The sequence below is a fragment of the Clostridium sp. MF28 genome, from assembly GCF_002969175.1.
Lineage (GTDB): Bacteria > Bacillota > Clostridia > Clostridiales > Clostridiaceae > Clostridium > Clostridium beijerinckii.
Genome location: NZ_CP014331.1, coordinates 1,330,272 through 1,346,701, shown reverse-complemented (window position 1 = coordinate 1,346,701; position 16,430 = coordinate 1,330,272). Strand labels below are relative to the sequence as shown.

Here is a 16,430-nt window from a genome sequence, read left to right as displayed (position 1 = left end):
AAGATATGTTATAATAAGTGAAAGAAAAAATAGTGATTTGTGGAGGAGAAAGACGATGGTTAGGGTTGCTACTATAGATGATATTTTGGAAATAGAAAATATATATAATGAGATTTTGGATTATGAAGAACAAACAGTGTCTTATACAAATTGGCAAAAGGGGCTTTATCCAACAGTTGATTATTCTAGGAGTGCTATTGATAATAATACAATGTTTGTTGGTGAAGACGAAGAAGGAGTATATGGATGCGTAGTGCTTAATAGTATTCAACCCAAAGAATATGACAACATTTCGTGGGTTACAAAGGCAAAACCAAGCGAAATTATGGTCATTCATACTTTGTGTATTCGACCTTCTGCAAGTGGCAAAGGTAAAGCAAAAATAATGATGGAATTCATTGAAAAATACTCAAAAGAGCAAGGATATAAAGTTATTCGCCTTGATACTTATGAAGGCAATATCCCAGCGGCAACGCTATATCCTAAGATTGGATATATTTATGTAGGTACAACAAAATTTCATTTTCAAAATGTGATATGGGAAGATTTGAAGTGTTTTGAAAAATCATTATAGGGCTGACTAGAGATTGATTAAGCAAAGGTGGGGATTTCTATTTTTCCAGATTTTATTAAGCATTATGATTTAATACGTTCAATACTTCGGGACGTTTTTTTATACGGATGTTTTTCAAAAGGTGACTTAGAAAGTAAAAATCATGGGAGCTCACGAAAAGTTAGTTATGAGATGCGCCGAATTAAACAATATATAGAGAATGATTTTATTAAGATAGATAAAGATGGTAAGAATAAACTTTTAAGTTTAAGCTATGATGATATTTCAAATACGAAAAACTTTTTAGTCAATACATATTTAAGCAAGAGTTTTACTAAAGCTGATATTATCTTATATTATTATTTGCTTTTAATTTTAAATTATAAAAATAAACCAATGGCCTTTTCAGATATTGAAAATGAGCTGGTAAGTGAAGAATTGATTGATTATGAAAATATAAGTAGTAAAACTATAGAAAGAAAGCTTAATGAATTAGTAAATTCTATGGAAATCGTATCAGTTAAGAAAAATGGACGAGTTAAAGAGTATTACATTTCAGAGGATATACTAAAAGAACTTGATAATGAAGAAATTCTAAAGCTTTATAATATAGTGGATTTATATAAAAATATTATTTTTCCTAATGTAAGTGGGCATTATTTTTTTGATACACTAAGAGATTATTTAGAATTTGAACGAAATGTAATACCAAAGGATAAGAATTGTTTTCAATATAAAAACCTGCATTTTCATCCTGTAATTGAAGAAGAATTGATTTTGAAAGTTATGAGAGCAATTGAAAATAGGAATGAGATAAGATTTAAAAATGATTGCAAAACCACTCGTGTCAAGATGTATGATAATGAAGTGATTAGGCCTTTTAAGCTTAGATACGATGTTGAATGTGGAAGGTTCTACGTCTTTTCGTTTACTAGCACTGGAAGATGTATTAGTGCTAGGCTTGATAGGAAAGATGATATTGAGGTTTTAAAAACAAGATTTAATTATGAGGAATATGAGGAAAAGTATAAATTAGCTATGGAAAAAAGTTTTTCAAGTGTGCCTCATAACACTGATACTCCATACGAAGAAGTTGAATTTGAAGTTAATATTGATTCTTTAAATGAATATTATATAGTTGAAAAGATAAAAGGGGAGCTTGGGGATTGCACTTTTGAGAAGATAAGTGATACTAAATATTTATTTAAAAAGATAGTAAATGATTCTTGTGAAATGATTCCGTGGATTAGAAAATATGGTGGCTATTTAAAGGTTATTTCACCTAGATATCTTCATAAGAAAATAAAAAAGGATTGGGAGGATATGCTAAATAATTATGGAGTTATTTCATGAATATAAAAATAAATATTTTCATTTAGTGTTTAGAATTTTAAATCTAGCAAAGAATGGACTTTATAAAGATGAAATTATAAGGCTTATTGAAGAAGAGGAGTACGATGAAAAAGTAATAGGAAAAGACTTTAAAACTTTTGAAGGGATGATTTTAAATCAATATGGTAAAGAAGATAATTTCAATTTTTTAGAAGAAAGAGAAGGAAAATATTATAGTATTTTAAATAGTGAAGATAATATACCTCTTAAAGTGAGATTTTCAAAGCTAGAAAAATCCTGGGTTAATGGAATGATTAAGGAACCAGTAGTACAAGCTTTACTTGGAAAAGAAACCTTAAAAAAATTAGAAACAGCTTTGACAGATATGAAAGAAAAGGGAAGTAATCAAATAATAGAACTTACAAATAAAGTACAAAATGGCTTTGATATTGATTTAGAAAAATTAAGTAAGGATTTCTATACTATTTTAGAAGGAATAATTAATGAGAAGCCTATATTATATTCTAATGTAGATAAAAATGGCAATGAATATAATAACCAATTAGCAATTCCAATTAGAATTGAGTATTCATTAAAAGATAATAAATTTAGAGCATCCCTATATTCTTTAGATGAGAAACGATCTATATTGGTTAATTTACATACCTTAAAGGAAGTTAAAATAGCCAATAATGTAGATTCGAATATAAAAAGAAAAGATGTTCTCAAGAAATTAAAGGAAAAGAAATACTCAGAAGTTCCAATTACAATTGAACTTGAAGATATCAGGGGAGCTATGGAAAGGTGTTTTATGAGTTTTTCTTCATTTGAAAGAAATTCTAGAACCATTTCAAAAAATAAATATGAAATAGATATTTATTATTATACCTTTGAAGAAGATGAGGTTATAAGGAAAATAATGTCCTTAGGTCCATATGTTAAAGTAAAGGCGCCTAATAGGGTTAGAGAGATTATTATTGATAAGATTAAAAGAGCATTTATGTATGAAACAACTTAAGGTATGGAAAATATAAATAAGTTATCTTAATTATATATAATCAAGAAATAGAGCTGGAAGTTAAAAAACTTCGGGCTCTTTTGCTTTTCAGTATATATGCTACTTAAGTGTATTTAGATTATTTTTATTGAGACAGGCGTTTAACATTTTATTGGTACTAATGGATTATAATTCAAAAGATGCAAAGTTTTTGTCTGTAAGAAAATTATAGAAATAATATAATAAGTATTGTAGTCGAGAGGGCAAAGCAATAAGGAAGTGAATATTTAAGTTACTTCGTTTTAAATATAGGTGTCACTGGTTCGATTCTAGTCTCATAATTCTTAAAAAAGTTGTGAGTAGCTCAGCAGGTAGAGCACTAATAGATTATACTTAAATAACTTTTCTCCTTATTAAATTGTTGTATTGATGAAAAAATATGGCAGTGTATATTTAAGTTACTTCGTTTTAGGGGTGGTAATATTGGTTCGAATCCAATTGCATATTTTAATATGTATAGTAGAAGGGATAACACACCACCAGAATACTTAAATAGCTTTTTTCTCCATATTAAATTAAGGGAAGTGCATGAAGGTGTTACTTCGGAGTAAAGATAATTGCAATAAAAGCAATGAACACTTTTAGGTTTTCTCCCTTATTGTTTTAAATTTTTTCTTCACAAGTAGGACGCAAAGGATATAATCAATTTAATTAAAATTGATTTAACATGATGATAAGAGTATTAGTATGGTGCAACTCCATAAGTCATCTGAAAAATATAACTTCATCATTGAAAGGAGCAAATTAAAATGTCAAAATTTAATTTTTTTAGAAACACAACAGTAAATACAGTAAATAAGGAAGGCCATGTGGCTTTTAAAATGGAACTGAAGGAAAAATTAATAACTGAAGTTTTAACAAGTTTCTTTAATGAAGGAAAGTTTTATGGAGATAATTCTTTAGAAATAGTTAACGATTTAAGAAATGTTATTAAGATAGATCCGAAATTTGTAGCAAATTTGGCCATATATGCTAGAAAAGAAATTCATTTAAGAAGTATATCTCATGTTATGGCTGCAGAGCTTGCTCATGATGTGCAGGGAAAGAAGTATGTTAGAAGAGTTTTAAGTGAAATAGTTGAAAGAGTAGATGATATGGCGGAAATTTTAAGTTATTACTTAAATGTATATGGTAAACCAATTCCAAATTCACTGAAGAAAGGTTTAGGTGATTCTTTCATAAGATTTGATGAGTATTCTCTTGCAAAATACAATAGAGCAAAGGAGATTAAACTTAAGGACATAGTAAATTTAGTTCATCCAAGACCAAGTACAGGTAAGCAAAGCGATATGTTTAAGAGATTACTTGAGGATAACCTAGAAACACCATTTACATGGGAAACAATGCTTTCAAGTGAGGGCAATAACAAGAATACTTGGGAAAAATTAATTGATAGCAATAAGCTTGGTTATATGGCTATACTTCGTAATTTGAGAAACATTATTAAAGCTGAACCAGATAATATAGAAAAGGTATATGAAATTTTAGAAAATGAGAATAGAGTTAAAAATAGCAAGCAGCTACCTTTTAGATATTATTCAGCATTTAATGTACTATCAAATGAAGGCCTTGGAACATCAAAAATTTATGATGTATTGGAAAATGCAATTAGATTGTCTACAAAAAATATAGGTAGATTAAGCGGTAAGACTTTTATATCTACTGATGTATCAGGTTCTATGAGAAGTACGCTAAGTAGAAAAAGTGATACTACTTGTGCTGAAATAGGTACTGTTCTTATGGCGATTGCAAATAGCATTTGTGATGAAGCTATAACAAGTACTTTTGATACAAGATTTAAAATAACTCCTTTTGCAGCTACAAATGGAATTATAGCTAATGCAAATTCTATAAGTGTTACAGGCGGAGGGACAAATCTTTCATTGCCAATATATCATTTGTTAGATAATAAAATTTATGTTGATAGAATAATAATTCTATCAGACAACGAAATAAATTATGGATATGCTAGAGTATGCCAAGATTTGATAAATCAATATAGAAAGCAAGTAAATCCTAATGTCTGGGTACATGCAATTGACCTTTTAGGTTATGGTACACAGCAATTTAAAGGAGACAAAGTAAATATAATTGCAGGATGGAATGAAAAAATACTAGAATTCATACCAAATGTAGAAAACGGTCTTAGCAATATAAAGGACAAGATTGAAGAGTATTATTTTAAGGAAAAATTAGAATCAATTATATAGACAAAAATAGTAAGGGGAAGTGTATATTTAAGTTACTTCGATGTTAACGATAGATGTCACCGGTTCGAACCCGGTCTTATAATTTGGAAAGATTATAAGTAGCTCAGGTGGTAGAGAACTAAATACTTAAATAGTTTTTCTCCCCTTATTTAAATTTTGGATTTAAGGATGGGTAATTCCTATGAAAAATATTTATGTTCTTGAAGGCAAAAATATATATGATTTAGATTCATTTTTTAATGAATTTGCTAAAGCGGTAAATGCACCTAATGGATATTTTGGAAGAGACTTAATGCAATTTGATGATTGTCTTTTTGGCGGATTTGGATTAGAAGCACCATGCGAAATTATTTGGAAGGAATCTAATTTGTCAAAAGAAAAATTAGATTGCAATATGCTTAGAGAATATTATGAAATAGAGAGAATTAATTGTGAAAAAGGATTAGTCAATGAACTGAAGGAATTGCATGAAGGTGGTAGAAAAGATGCAAAAGAAGATGAATGCTTTTTTTACGATATGTTAAATATATCAAAGTACATGATTGAAAAAGCCGAAAATGGAGAAATGACTATGTTTGATGAAATAGTAGAAACAATTAAAAGTGTTACAAATAGAGCACGTTTAGGATGGATAGTAGATTTAAAGTTAGAATAAATTTTGAAAGGAAGTGAATATTTAGTGAGTGGACATTTGTTGGGTTGCACATCACTAAAGATAATTCATGTTAGAAGTTAGAGGAAAATATAATACTGCAAAAGTATTTACAGATAATATAGAAATAGAAGCAATTGAACAATTAAAAGAATTATGTAATCAGCCTTTTGTAGAGGGCTGTAAGGTTAGAATAATGCCTGATACACATAAAGGGGCAAGCTGTGTTATTGGATTTACAGCTGATTTGGGTGATAAAGTCATTCCTAATATTGTAGGAGTTGATATTGGATGCGGGATGTTAACTGTAAATTTAGGAATAGTAGATGTTGATTTAGAAAAGCTAGATGAGATTATCCATAAATATATTCCATCAGGAATGAATGTCCATGAAGGAAGAGTAGTTAGATTCCCAGAATTGCAGAATTTAAAATGTTATAGAAGCTTGAAAAATACTAAAAGAATTGAAAGAAGTATCGGCACTTTAGGTGGAGGAAATCACTTTATTGAAATAAATGAAAGTGCTAATGGCATAAAGTATCTTGTGATTCACTCGGGAAGTAGAAATTTAGGAACACAAGTGGCTAGCATTTATCAAAATCTTGCAATAGATTTATGCAGTGGTAAAGGTGATTACTTTGTTAAAAGAGAAAAAATAATTAGTGAATATAAAGCTGATGGGCGTAGAAAAGAAATCCAGAAAGCTTTAAAAGATTTAGAAGCACTATATAATGACTTAATGCCAAGCTACCCAAAAGAGTTGTGCTTTTTAAGTGGAGATTATAGGAAGGATTATCTACATGATATGAATATCTGCCAAGAATATGCTGTCTTAAATAGAAACACAATGGCAGATATAATTTTGAAAAAGATGTTTGGAAAAGGCTTTGATGAATTTGAAGCATTTTCTACTACTCATAATTATATAAATTTCAAAGACAATATAATTAGAAAAGGAAGTATTTCAGCCTATGAAGGAGAAAAAGTATTAATTCCCCTTAATATGAGAGATGGAAGCATAATTGCAATAGGGAAAGGTAATCCAGATTGGAATTACTCAGCACCACATGGGGCAGGCCGTATTATGAGCAGGACTAAAGCTAAGGAAAAAGTCAATTTGGAAGAATTTAAGGCTTCAATGGAAGGAATTTTTACAACTTCAGTTACAGAAGCGACAATTGATGAAGCTCCAATGGTGTATAAGCCTAAGGAAGAAATACTTGAAAATATTTCTGAGACTGTTGATATTATTGAAATAATCAAACCAATTTATAATTTTAAAGCTCAGGGTTAGGAAAGCGAAAATTAATATATTGAGTAGGTGATGTGATTGTTAGATAAATTTGTTTCAGGTTTTCCTGAATATTTAGAGAAATATGTAAAGAATGTATTAAATATAATCGAATCAAAAGAACCCTATTATAATTGTTTTCCTATACTACAAAATTGCTTTGCAGATATCAGTTTAGACGGAGAAAAGCTTCAAATTCCATATCGTTTTTATAATAAAGAATTATTAGATGATGTTGTAAAAGAATTAACAGAAACTGAGCAAATTATTTTGCATTGTATTTATTCCAGAAATGATAATGGATTTATAAGACAAAAGCACATTGAATCAATTTTTTCATTCAACGAAATTCCTAAGTGGGTTATTCCATATATTGTAAAGCTTTGTGATGAATATGTGATGGAGATAATTGAATGCATCAATGATAATATTACAAAAATTTCTAAAGAGCAAATAGCTGAATTTGTTAATGAAAATGAAAGTTTTATTGCTTTGGGTTATGCACGTATGGGAAGTTACTGGGGTTGCTATTATAAAGGAATTAAATTTAAAAAGTATGTGGGATACAAATTTTATAGAAATGTATTGGGATATAATAAGACTTTTTTATATCCCAAATGAGGAAGGGGCGAAACTAGATTTATGGAGAAAATAATACAAGCTCAATTAAGAGATATAGAAGAAAAAAATAATGTAAAAATACTATATGCAATAGAGTCAGGAAGTCGAGGCTGGGGATTTGAATCTAAGGATAGTGATTTTGATGTGAGATTTATCTATGTACATCCAGTTGAATGGTATTTAAGTGTATTTGAAGGTCCTGATATTATTGAAATACCTGTAGATGAGGTGCTAGATGTTAATGGATGGGATCTTCGAAAAGCTTTAAAACTAATGTACAGGTCAAATGCATCTTTATTAGAATGGCTATCATCGCCAATTACCTACAGGCAAAATCAAGAGCTTGTAAAAGAATTAAGACAGGTGGCAGAAAAGTACTTTTCACCAATATCAGTCACATACCATTATATAAATATTGCAAAGAAAAGCTTTGAGGGATTGGAAGGCCTAAATAATGTTAACATCAAAAAGCTTTTTTATGTTATTAGGCCAATTTTATCATGTATGTGGATAGAGAATTTCAATACAATTCCACCTATGAATTTACAAGCAATGATGAAAGAAGTTAAAATGGATGACAAAGTCAAGACGATAATAGAAGAACTTGTTACTATCAAAGCTGATAGGATAGAGTCAGACACGATAAAACAACCTACAGAATTAATGGAATTCTTAAGAGACAAGCTAGAATATTATTATAGTTATGCAAAAAATATTAAAACTGAAAAAGAAAGAGATTCTAGTATCCTAAATGAATTTTTCCATAAGGCTATTAAAGAATATAGTGGTGATATAGAATGAATAAAGTAACAAAGGAAATTTTAAATAAAGAGGAATATAAATTTATACATTCAAATGAAAACTTAGGAGAAAACATAATATACTTAACACTTTCAGGGTCAATTGGATATGGTACTAATATAGATAATAGTGATGTAGATTTACGAGGAATTACAATTGAAAGAAAAGAAAATATATATGGATTTCAAAGTTTTGAACAATTTGAAGATACAGCAACTGATACTGTTATATATGGACTTAGGAAATTTGTTTCATTAGCATTAAAGGGAAATCCTAATATTCTTGAATTATTAGGTACTAAGGATGAGCATATTATATATATGAATAAATATGGGGAGGCATTACGTAAAAATAGAGGGTTGTTCTTATCAAAAAGAGTGATACACACTTTTGGTAATTATGCTACTGCACAATTAAGAAGACTGCAAAATGCCTTGGCAAGGGATGAGTATCCGAAGGAAGAAAAGGAGAAACATATACTTAATACAATAAATAATCAAATGAATCATTTTTCATCTAATTACACAGAGTTTCCAAAGGGTAGCATAAAATTATACATTGATAAATCTGATAAAAATGAAATAGAAACAGAGATATTAATGGACATTCATATAGATAAATATTCTTTAAGAGATTTTAAAAGTATATACTCAGAAATGAATAATATTGTTCACGATTATGATAAGCTTAATCATAGGAATAGAAAAAAAGATGAGGGGAAGCTTTTAAAACATGCTATGCACTTAATAAGGCTCCTAATTATGGGAACAGAAATATTAAAAACTCATGAAATCAACACTTATCGAGAGAAAGAACATGATTTATTAATGGATATTAGAAAAGGCAAATATAGTTATGATGAATTGTTTAAGTTAGTCGAGTTGTATGATTTTAATTTTAAAGAAGCATCAGTTAATACTACATTGCCTAAAGAACCTGATGAGAGGCAAGTTGAAGAATTATTGATTTCTTTGTATGAGAGATATTATAATGGTACAAGAAAAATTATTAAGTAGATTAGTTTAGGAGGTAAAATTCTATGGAAAAATACACAAGAGAAGAATTGGTAGATGCACTAAAAGTTGTATCGTCAACTATTAATAATTGTGAAAAAGCGCAGCTAAAATTTGCAGAAGGCACCTCACAACATACTCTTCTTAAAAATAGGCTAAAAGCTCTATATATTTCAAAATCATTAATAATAGATGAAGATATTGTGGATAAATATACAAAAGAAGAATTAATGGAAGCACTACCACCAGTAGCTTCTATTATCAGCAAATGTGAAAAAGCTAAACTAAAATTTGAGGAAGGTACATCTCATCATACTCGCCTTAAGAATATCATAAATGCAATGTATATTTCAAAATTGTTAATAACAGATGAAATTAATAAAAGAGAGAGCAAGATTTGATATTATTTTCATATGGTGGAGCGATCTGTAAAGCTTACATAACAAATAAAAATGTTTTTTGAATTGACTGATGTGTTACCTTAAATTGTGTTATAATAGGAATATATTTACAAGGGTGAATGTTAAATAGAACTTATAAAAGCACAAAGTTAGGGGAGAAATAAATACATGAAATATATAAACAATTGCAAAACAGTAGACAAACTGAAAAATATAATTTTTATAGCAATTATTTTCATCAGTTTTTTTATTATTTCATCTAATGTACAAGCAGCAACTCTTACAAATGATCAAACATCAAATTCTAAAATCGGATGGACAATTGATGGGAAGAAGATTAAATCTGGTAGTTTATCAACAGACTATAATACTGAACAAGTGCTAAATGATATAAATAAGTTTCAATTGAATACCTTAAATATACCTGTAATGATAGATATTGATAATATTTCTTCGAGTAATATGATAGTTGATAAAATAAGTGAAGAAAAGGCAATTGATTTAATTAAACAATTGAAGAATACAAATGCAAATATAAATGTAATATTAGAGCCATATCCTTGGATAGAGCAGGGGACAAAGGCTGAAACTGAATGGAAACCTAATAACATGAATGCTTTCTTTTTAAATTGGAAGACTAATGTATTAAAGACATTGATAACTGATATTGCAGTACCATATAATGTAACAGCCCTAAATATAGGAAGTAATCTAGTTAACATGGAATCAGAAGAAAACAATTGGTGTGATATTATAGATTACGTTAGAACAGATTATAAAGGATTTGTAACATACAGAACAAATAAATGGGATACTGCTTCATGGGCCCCTGACAGTATTACTGCATATAATAACAAGTTAAATAATAAGTTATTTTCAAAAGTAGATTTTATTTCTATAGCAGCTTATTTCGAACTTACAAATAATCCTACAAATACAGTTGAAAATCTTACAAGCGCAATAGAAAATTCACAGATAGATTTTGGTGGACAGGTTAGACATCAAAATATAAAACAAGAAATAAAAAACTTTTATGATAAATGGAATAAGCCTATTTTCTTTGGAGAACTTGGTTTTCCTAAATTTGATTACGCATCATATGAGCCATGGAATTGGAATCCATATAAGAATAATGGTATTAATAACGTTGAGCAAGCTAATTGCTTTGAAGCATATAGAAGAGAGTTTCAAGACGAACCTTGGTTTTTAGGATTTTCTATATTTGCAGTGGGTGAACAAAGCAATGATAAACATTATTATCCAAGTCAAGAAAGTACAGAAGTTATAAAAAAATGGTATAGCAATGAACAATGAATTATTCCGTGCAGTTATAAAAATAAATAGTAAATTGAAGTATCGCGTATCATATGATATGTGATACTTTTTGCTATATATTCAATTAAAATTTATGTTGAACAAGAGGTATAGACAATGGCAAATAAAACAGAAAGTATAATATTTAGAAGTCTAATAATATTATATTGTTAAAAAATGCTATAATAGAAATATAATTGCAATAGGTTTATAGAATTTGCTTCTATGGCATGTAATGAAAAAGGATCATTTTTTGATTACTGTAATGTTAGTTATAGCTAAATGTTATTTGAAGATTTAATAGTGCGGCGTCTATAGTGAGAAGCTAATATATTATGAATGGGGGAATTTACATGAAAATATTAGTTTATGGTGCAGGTGTTTTAGGAAGTTATTTGGCTCATGTATTGATACGCGGAGGCAATGATGTTACATTACTTGCTAGAAACGAACGTTTTAAAGAATTGAAGAATAATGGACTTGTTATTCGCCATTATATACAGTGTAAAACTACCACTGACAAAGTAAAAGTAATAGATTTTCTTCCTTCAAATGAAGTGTATGAAATAATATTTGTGGTAATGCAATATACGCATTTAAATTCAATATTACCGTGTCTTTCAAATAATCAAAGTTCTAATATTATATTTGTTGGTAATAATGCAGATCCCCATGCAATTAAGAATTATATGCTAAAAAATAGCTGTAATGAAAAACATATTGCTTTTGGGTTTCAAAGTACTGGCGGAAGACGTGAAAAAGGAAAAGTTATTTGCGTGCGTATAATCGGACAAATGGAGTTAGGCGGATTAGATGGTAACTTATCATGGAAAAACATTATAGATAGAGCTTTTAAAAACACAAAATATAAATTAACTTATTTTGATGATATGGATTCGTGGCTTAAAAGTCATATTGCTCTAATTATGCCTCTTTGTTATGCTTCATATGCATGTGATGGAGATTTACATAAAGTTGCTAAAAGCAAAAAACTTTTAAATCAAATTATTAAAGCAATTGATGAAGGATATAAAGTATTAGAATCACTTGGTTACTCCATTTTACCTAAAAATGAAGAAAATTTTGTTAGAAAGAAGTCATATATGTTCTATCTATTATTGAAAATTACTATGATAACACCTATGGGAAGACTAGCGATAAGTGATCATGCTATGTCAGCAGTTAATGAGATGTTCATGTTGAGTGATGCATTCAATATATTAAAGCAAAAATCAAATATTTCAACACCAAATTGGGATGAACTCCAAAGTCATTTAGAAAAAAATCGTAACAAAGAAACATTCATCGATTAATGATAGATATGGGGAGATCTGAGCATGAAGAAAAAAATACTTTTAATAACACCTGAGAATGAGGAAATAAATAGATTTAGAAAAAATCAATTTAATAATTTTATTCAGATAACTATGCCATACTTAGCAGCTTTCATAGATGAAAATAAATATGAAATAACTCTAGTTGATGAATATAATCAAAGAGTTCCTTTTGAAGAAAAATTTCATCTGGTTGCAATAACGGTAAACACATCTAATGCTGCCCATTGTTATGATATATCGAAGAAGTTTAGAGATAAGAATATTAAAGTTGTAATGGGAGGTCCTCATGCAACATTATTACCTGAAGAGGTGAAAAAACAGTGTGATTATATAATGGTGGGAGAAGGCGAAATTATATGGCCAGAATTTTTAGAAGATTTCTATGAGGATAAAGCAAAACCAGAATATATTTGCGAAGAAGTACCTAATCTAAAAAATATGCCAATAGCAAGAAGAGATCTAATTCATAAAAGATACTTTACAAAAGGGGCAGTTATTTCTTCGAGGGGATGTCCTTATAATTGTAGTTATTGCAATTTAAAGCAAATTTATTGTGAGCCGTTTAGAACAAGGCCTATTAAAGAAGTTATTTCTGAGATAAAGACCATGAAAATTAAGTTTTTTGTATTTTGGGATGATAATTTCTTTGGGGATATAAATTTTGTGAAAGAATTACTGTTGGAATTGAAAAAACTTAATAAAAAGTGGGCAGCACAAGTAACGCTAGAGAGATGTAAAGATGATGAATTATTAAAATTAGCTAAAGAGGCTGGCTGTGTATACTTTTTTGTAGGAATAGAATCTTTTTCACAGGATAGTTTAGGAAGCGTAAACAAAGGTATAAATGATGTAGATAAATATAAAAACATGATAGATAAAATCCATAATAATGGAATTTGTGTACAAGCAGGAATAATATTTGGATTTGATACAGATAAAAAGGATGTATTCAAGAAAACTCTTGATGCCTGCAATGAGCTAGGAATAGATGGATCTACTGTAAGTATATTAACTCCTCTGCCTAAAACACCAGTATATTCAAAGTTAAAAGAAGAAAATAGATTAATAACAGAGGATTGGAGCTATTACAATGGAAAAACTAGAGTAGCTTTTATTCCTAAAAATATGAGCGCAGAAGAGCTGTTTGAAGGCTATATGTGGTTTAGGAGAGAGTTTTATTCTTTAAAATCTATTTATAAGAGAATAAGAAAATCTAAAACAAACATATTATATAACTTAATTGTAAATTTAGGATATAAGATAAGTCTTAACGGTACAAAAAATAATTTTTAGTATATTAGAGAATTCTTTAAAGTAACTGGTTTATATGAATTATGAAGTTGGTTATAGTTTAAAATTTAAATTATTCATATATCAATTGGGTTAATAATGAAAAGATAGGATTTAGAATTATAAATGAAATATACTTTTTATAATTAAACAGAATGGTATTTATAAGATTTACTATCATTAGCTAAAAGATAAATTGTAATTTGTAGGGGAGTTTAAACTGCTAAATTATTTAGAAATAAAGAGGTGCAATTATGAAAATACATGATAAATGCTTGCTGTGTATGGTCAACCAAGTTATAAAAGTAGCAAATATTACAGGGGTTAACAATAAAGAAGAGTTATTGAAGGAAGTTTTTACATATCTCAGTAAAATGGATTTTGAGGCAACTACACCCGAAATTATTGGAGAAATTTTTGGCATGATAAAAAAACATACTAATAATCAAGATCCATATAAAGAAACTAGAAATTACTATAATACATTATTTTTAAAACTGTTACCTGAATTTGAGAGGAAGATTGAGCAAGCTGAAGATTCGTTTCAATTAGCAGTAAGGTATGCCGTTGTTGGTAATATCATAGATTTCAATCCTATTCACAATACATTATTAGAGGATATATTTGATTATTTTGAAAAAATGGAACAGTTGGAACTTGCAATAGATGATTCTAGAAAGCTAGCGGAAGATATTTTAAATTCAAAAATATTATTATACTTAGGTGATAATTGTGGAGAAATATGTATGGACAAGATTCTTTTGAAAAAAATAAAAGAACTAAATCCTAATGTTAAAATATTCTTTGGAGTACGAGGTAAACCTGTTGTAAATGACTCTATAGCTGAAGACGCACATGCAGTAGGAATTGATGAATATGCAGAGGTTATTGATAATAGAGATGGTTCTCTTGGGACTGTTTTAAAAAGGACAAGTCGTGAGTTTAAAGAAGTCTATAAAAAGGCTGATGTAGTAATTGCTAAAGGGCAAGCTAACTATGAATGCTTGAGTGAAGAAAAGAAAAATATCTATTTTCTTTTAATGACTAAATGTGATGTGATTGCAAATGATATTGGTGTTCCGGAAAAGAGAATGATTTGTATGAAAAACAAATTTTAATTACAGGAGGTGTGTCATGAGTGGTCTAATAGTACAAATAATCCCAGTGATTATATTTAGAATTTTAGTATTAATCTTATGTGTGCTAGGAATATATGCTCTTGTCTTATTAATTAAGGCTCTAAAGATCTATATTAAAAAGAATTCTTAGTTCCATACATAAATAAGACAAGCATTAATCAAGAAAGATTTAAAGATATCAAACTGAGAGTTTATCAGCTTTGAGATAAAGGATAAAATAAATTTATATACTAATGATGGAGAACAATGAGGAAAAGTCGCTAATGCAATTGATGGGGAATTAGTTAGTGATGTTTTATTATATAAAAGCAGAGATGTAAGGAGAAAGATATTATGGAAAATAAAAATGGAAATCTATTAATGGCTCCGCTATGGCTAATGTATCCTGAAATTCCAAATGGAAGCATTGGATGGAGAATGGGATATGGTGAAGGATATGCTATAGATTTTTACTTATGGTTTAATAAATTAGAAGAGGATGAGAAGAAAAAGTATAAAGAAATGTTTCCAGAGCCTAAAAGATGGGAAAGAGAAGATAATATTTATGAATATAATAATTATTGGACATACACTTGGCAAAAAGATGGCAAGCCTGAATATGATTTAAATAACCTTATTTCAGATTATAAAGATGGAAAGAACTTGGAATATATTTATTTCTGGGGGCATCATCCTAAAAAAGATGGCGGGATTACAAAGTCTTGCTTTAGCCAGTGGTGGAAGAGCAGGTTCAATATTGGACATACTGAATATTTATTTATGGAACAATATATGATGGCAGAAAAAGCTAGATTTTTTGGAGATAAAGAAATAGAAGAAAAAATTATGAATAGTTATGATCCTAAGGAAATAAAGAGCTTTGGACGTAAAGTAAGAGGTTTTGATGAAGAAATTTGGAATAGAGCTAAATATTCAATTATCATAAATGGAAATTATAATAAGTTCATGCAAAATGAAAGATTAAAAACATTTCTTATTTCCACAGGGGATAAAATATTAGTAGAGGCAAGTCCATATGATACTGTATGGGGAATACAGATGTCTGAGGAGGATGTTAATATCAAAAATCCAGAATTATGGCGCGGGGAAAATTTACTCGGATTTGCGTTAATGGAAGTTAGAAATGAAATAAAAAGAGTATGTAAAAATAGCAATATGATTGATTGGGTTTCGTTGAATAATAGATATAGTTAATGTAGTACAGATAGATGGTATATTTATTTTATAAAGCAAATTCTAACCAAAGTTTTTATTGACAAAATATAGGTTAGAGAATATACTGATAAAAAAGTAATCATATAAAATTAGTATGAATTAAAAAATAAATATAATTATAATATGTGCTTAATAAAAATAAATAAGAAATGATTGACTAGAAAGCTAGAGATCGTAGAAATTTAGGGTGGTTAAGTCTTTTTT

General features: G+C 28.7%; 15 protein-coding genes. All 15 read left to right on the top strand.

Features of this window, described 5'->3' with window-relative positions:
• Window positions 1-55 precede the first annotated feature (55 nt).
• The 15 genes from AXY43_RS05975 (at window position 56) to AXY43_RS05905 (ending at window position 16,205) form a co-directional block, all read left to right on the top strand.
• Window positions 56-574, top strand: coding sequence for a GNAT family N-acetyltransferase (locus AXY43_RS05975; protein ID WP_105411220.1), 519 nt, complete (start codon window positions 56-58; stop codon window positions 572-574).
• Between the two features lie 27 nt (window positions 575-601).
• Window positions 602-1,906, top strand: coding sequence for a helix-turn-helix transcriptional regulator (locus AXY43_RS05970; RefSeq protein ID WP_105411219.1), 1,305 nt, complete (start codon window positions 602-604; stop codon window positions 1,904-1,906).
• On the top strand, window positions 1,890-2,903 hold the full coding sequence (locus AXY43_RS05965) for a WYL domain-containing protein (protein ID WP_105411218.1): 1,014 nt from the start codon (window positions 1,890-1,892) through the stop codon (window positions 2,901-2,903). Before AXY43_RS05970 ends, AXY43_RS05965 begins: the two co-directional genes overlap by 17 nt.
• Window positions 2,904-3,691: 788 nt before the next feature.
• A complete protein-coding gene (locus tag AXY43_RS05960) occupies window positions 3,692-5,152 on the top strand; it encodes a TROVE domain-containing protein (protein WP_105411217.1) in 1,461 nt (486 codons plus the stop codon).
• A gap of 181 nt (window positions 5,153-5,333) precedes the next feature.
• Window positions 5,334-5,807 (top strand): barstar family protein, encoded by a 474-nt coding sequence (locus AXY43_RS05955; RefSeq protein WP_105411216.1) that lies wholly within the window; start codon window positions 5,334-5,336, stop codon window positions 5,805-5,807.
• A gap of 67 nt (window positions 5,808-5,874) precedes the next feature.
• Window positions 5,875-7,098 carry an RtcB family protein gene (locus tag AXY43_RS05950; protein ID WP_105411215.1) on the top strand — a complete coding sequence of 408 codons (1,224 nt, stop codon included), beginning with the start codon at window positions 5,875-5,877 and terminating at the stop codon, window positions 7,096-7,098.
• 36 nt (window positions 7,099-7,134) lie between these two features.
• On the top strand, window positions 7,135-7,716 hold the full coding sequence (locus AXY43_RS05945; RefSeq protein ID WP_105411214.1) for a hypothetical protein: 582 nt from the start codon (window positions 7,135-7,137) through the stop codon (window positions 7,714-7,716).
• A 21-nt stretch (window positions 7,717-7,737) separates the two neighbouring features.
• Window positions 7,738-8,517 carry a nucleotidyltransferase domain-containing protein gene (locus tag AXY43_RS05940; RefSeq protein ID WP_105411213.1) on the top strand — a complete coding sequence of 260 codons (780 nt, stop codon included), beginning with the start codon at window positions 7,738-7,740 and terminating at the stop codon, window positions 8,515-8,517.
• Complete coding sequence (locus AXY43_RS05935; protein WP_077830543.1) at window positions 8,514-9,533, top strand: nucleotidyltransferase domain-containing protein; 1,020 nt, start codon at window positions 8,514-8,516, stop codon at window positions 9,531-9,533. Before AXY43_RS05940 ends, AXY43_RS05935 begins: the two co-directional genes overlap by 4 nt.
• A 23-nt stretch (window positions 9,534-9,556) precedes the next feature.
• Complete coding sequence (locus AXY43_RS05930) at window positions 9,557-9,931, top strand: hypothetical protein (protein ID WP_077843577.1); 375 nt, start codon at window positions 9,557-9,559, stop codon at window positions 9,929-9,931.
• Window positions 9,932-10,099: 168 nt separating this feature from the next.
• A complete protein-coding gene (locus AXY43_RS05925; RefSeq protein WP_105411212.1) occupies window positions 10,100-11,245 on the top strand; it encodes a glycoside hydrolase family 113 in 1,146 nt (381 codons plus the stop codon).
• A 353-nt stretch (window positions 11,246-11,598) separates the two neighbouring features.
• The gene (locus tag AXY43_RS05920; RefSeq protein ID WP_181246068.1) at window positions 11,599-12,558 is read left to right on the top strand and encodes a ketopantoate reductase family protein; all 960 of its coding nucleotides are present in this window, start codon (window positions 11,599-11,601) and stop codon (window positions 12,556-12,558) included.
• Window positions 12,559-12,582: 24 nt separating this feature from the next.
• The gene (locus tag AXY43_RS05915) at window positions 12,583-13,875 is read left to right on the top strand and encodes a B12-binding domain-containing radical SAM protein (protein ID WP_105411210.1); all 1,293 of its coding nucleotides are present in this window, start codon (window positions 12,583-12,585) and stop codon (window positions 13,873-13,875) included.
• 251 nt (window positions 13,876-14,126) lie between these two features.
• A complete protein-coding gene (locus AXY43_RS05910) occupies window positions 14,127-14,990 on the top strand; it encodes a damage-control phosphatase ARMT1 family protein (protein WP_105411209.1) in 864 nt (287 codons plus the stop codon).
• Between the two features lie 354 nt (window positions 14,991-15,344).
• Entirely contained in the window at window positions 15,345-16,205 is an 861-nt protein-coding gene (locus AXY43_RS05905; protein WP_105411208.1) for an NADAR family protein, read from the top strand.
• The last annotated feature ends 225 nt before the right edge of the window (window positions 16,206-16,430 follow it).

Bases quoted from the DNA above. Each gene is read 5' to 3' on its own strand.
- AXY43_RS05935 (WP_077830543.1), top strand. From the start codon at position 8,514: ATGAATAAAGTAACAAAGGAAATTTTAAATAAAGAGGAATATAAATTT.
- AXY43_RS05955 (WP_105411216.1), top strand. From the start codon at position 5,334: ATGAAAAATATTTATGTTCTTGAAGGCAAAAATATATATGATTTAGAT.
- AXY43_RS05920 (WP_181246068.1), top strand. From the start codon at position 11,599: ATGAAAATATTAGTTTATGGTGCAGGTGTTTTAGGAAGTTATTTGGCT.
- AXY43_RS05965 (WP_105411218.1), top strand. From the start codon at position 1,890: ATGGAGTTATTTCATGAATATAAAAATAAATATTTTCATTTAGTGTTT.
- AXY43_RS05930 (WP_077843577.1), top strand. From the start codon at position 9,557: ATGGAAAAATACACAAGAGAAGAATTGGTAGATGCACTAAAAGTTGTA.
- AXY43_RS05950 (WP_105411215.1), top strand. From the start codon at position 5,875: ATGTTAGAAGTTAGAGGAAAATATAATACTGCAAAAGTATTTACAGAT.
- AXY43_RS05910 (WP_105411209.1), top strand. From the start codon at position 14,127: ATGAAAATACATGATAAATGCTTGCTGTGTATGGTCAACCAAGTTATA.
- AXY43_RS05975 (WP_105411220.1), top strand. From the start codon at position 56: ATGGTTAGGGTTGCTACTATAGATGATATTTTGGAAATAGAAAATATA.
- AXY43_RS05960 (WP_105411217.1), top strand. From the start codon at position 3,692: ATGTCAAAATTTAATTTTTTTAGAAACACAACAGTAAATACAGTAAAT.
- AXY43_RS05940 (WP_105411213.1), top strand. From the start codon at position 7,738: ATGGAGAAAATAATACAAGCTCAATTAAGAGATATAGAAGAAAAAAAT.
- AXY43_RS05925 (WP_105411212.1), top strand. From the start codon at position 10,100: ATGAAATATATAAACAATTGCAAAACAGTAGACAAACTGAAAAATATA.
- AXY43_RS05905 (WP_105411208.1), top strand. From the start codon at position 15,345: ATGGAAAATAAAAATGGAAATCTATTAATGGCTCCGCTATGGCTAATG.
- AXY43_RS05915 (WP_105411210.1), top strand. From the start codon at position 12,583: ATGAAGAAAAAAATACTTTTAATAACACCTGAGAATGAGGAAATAAAT.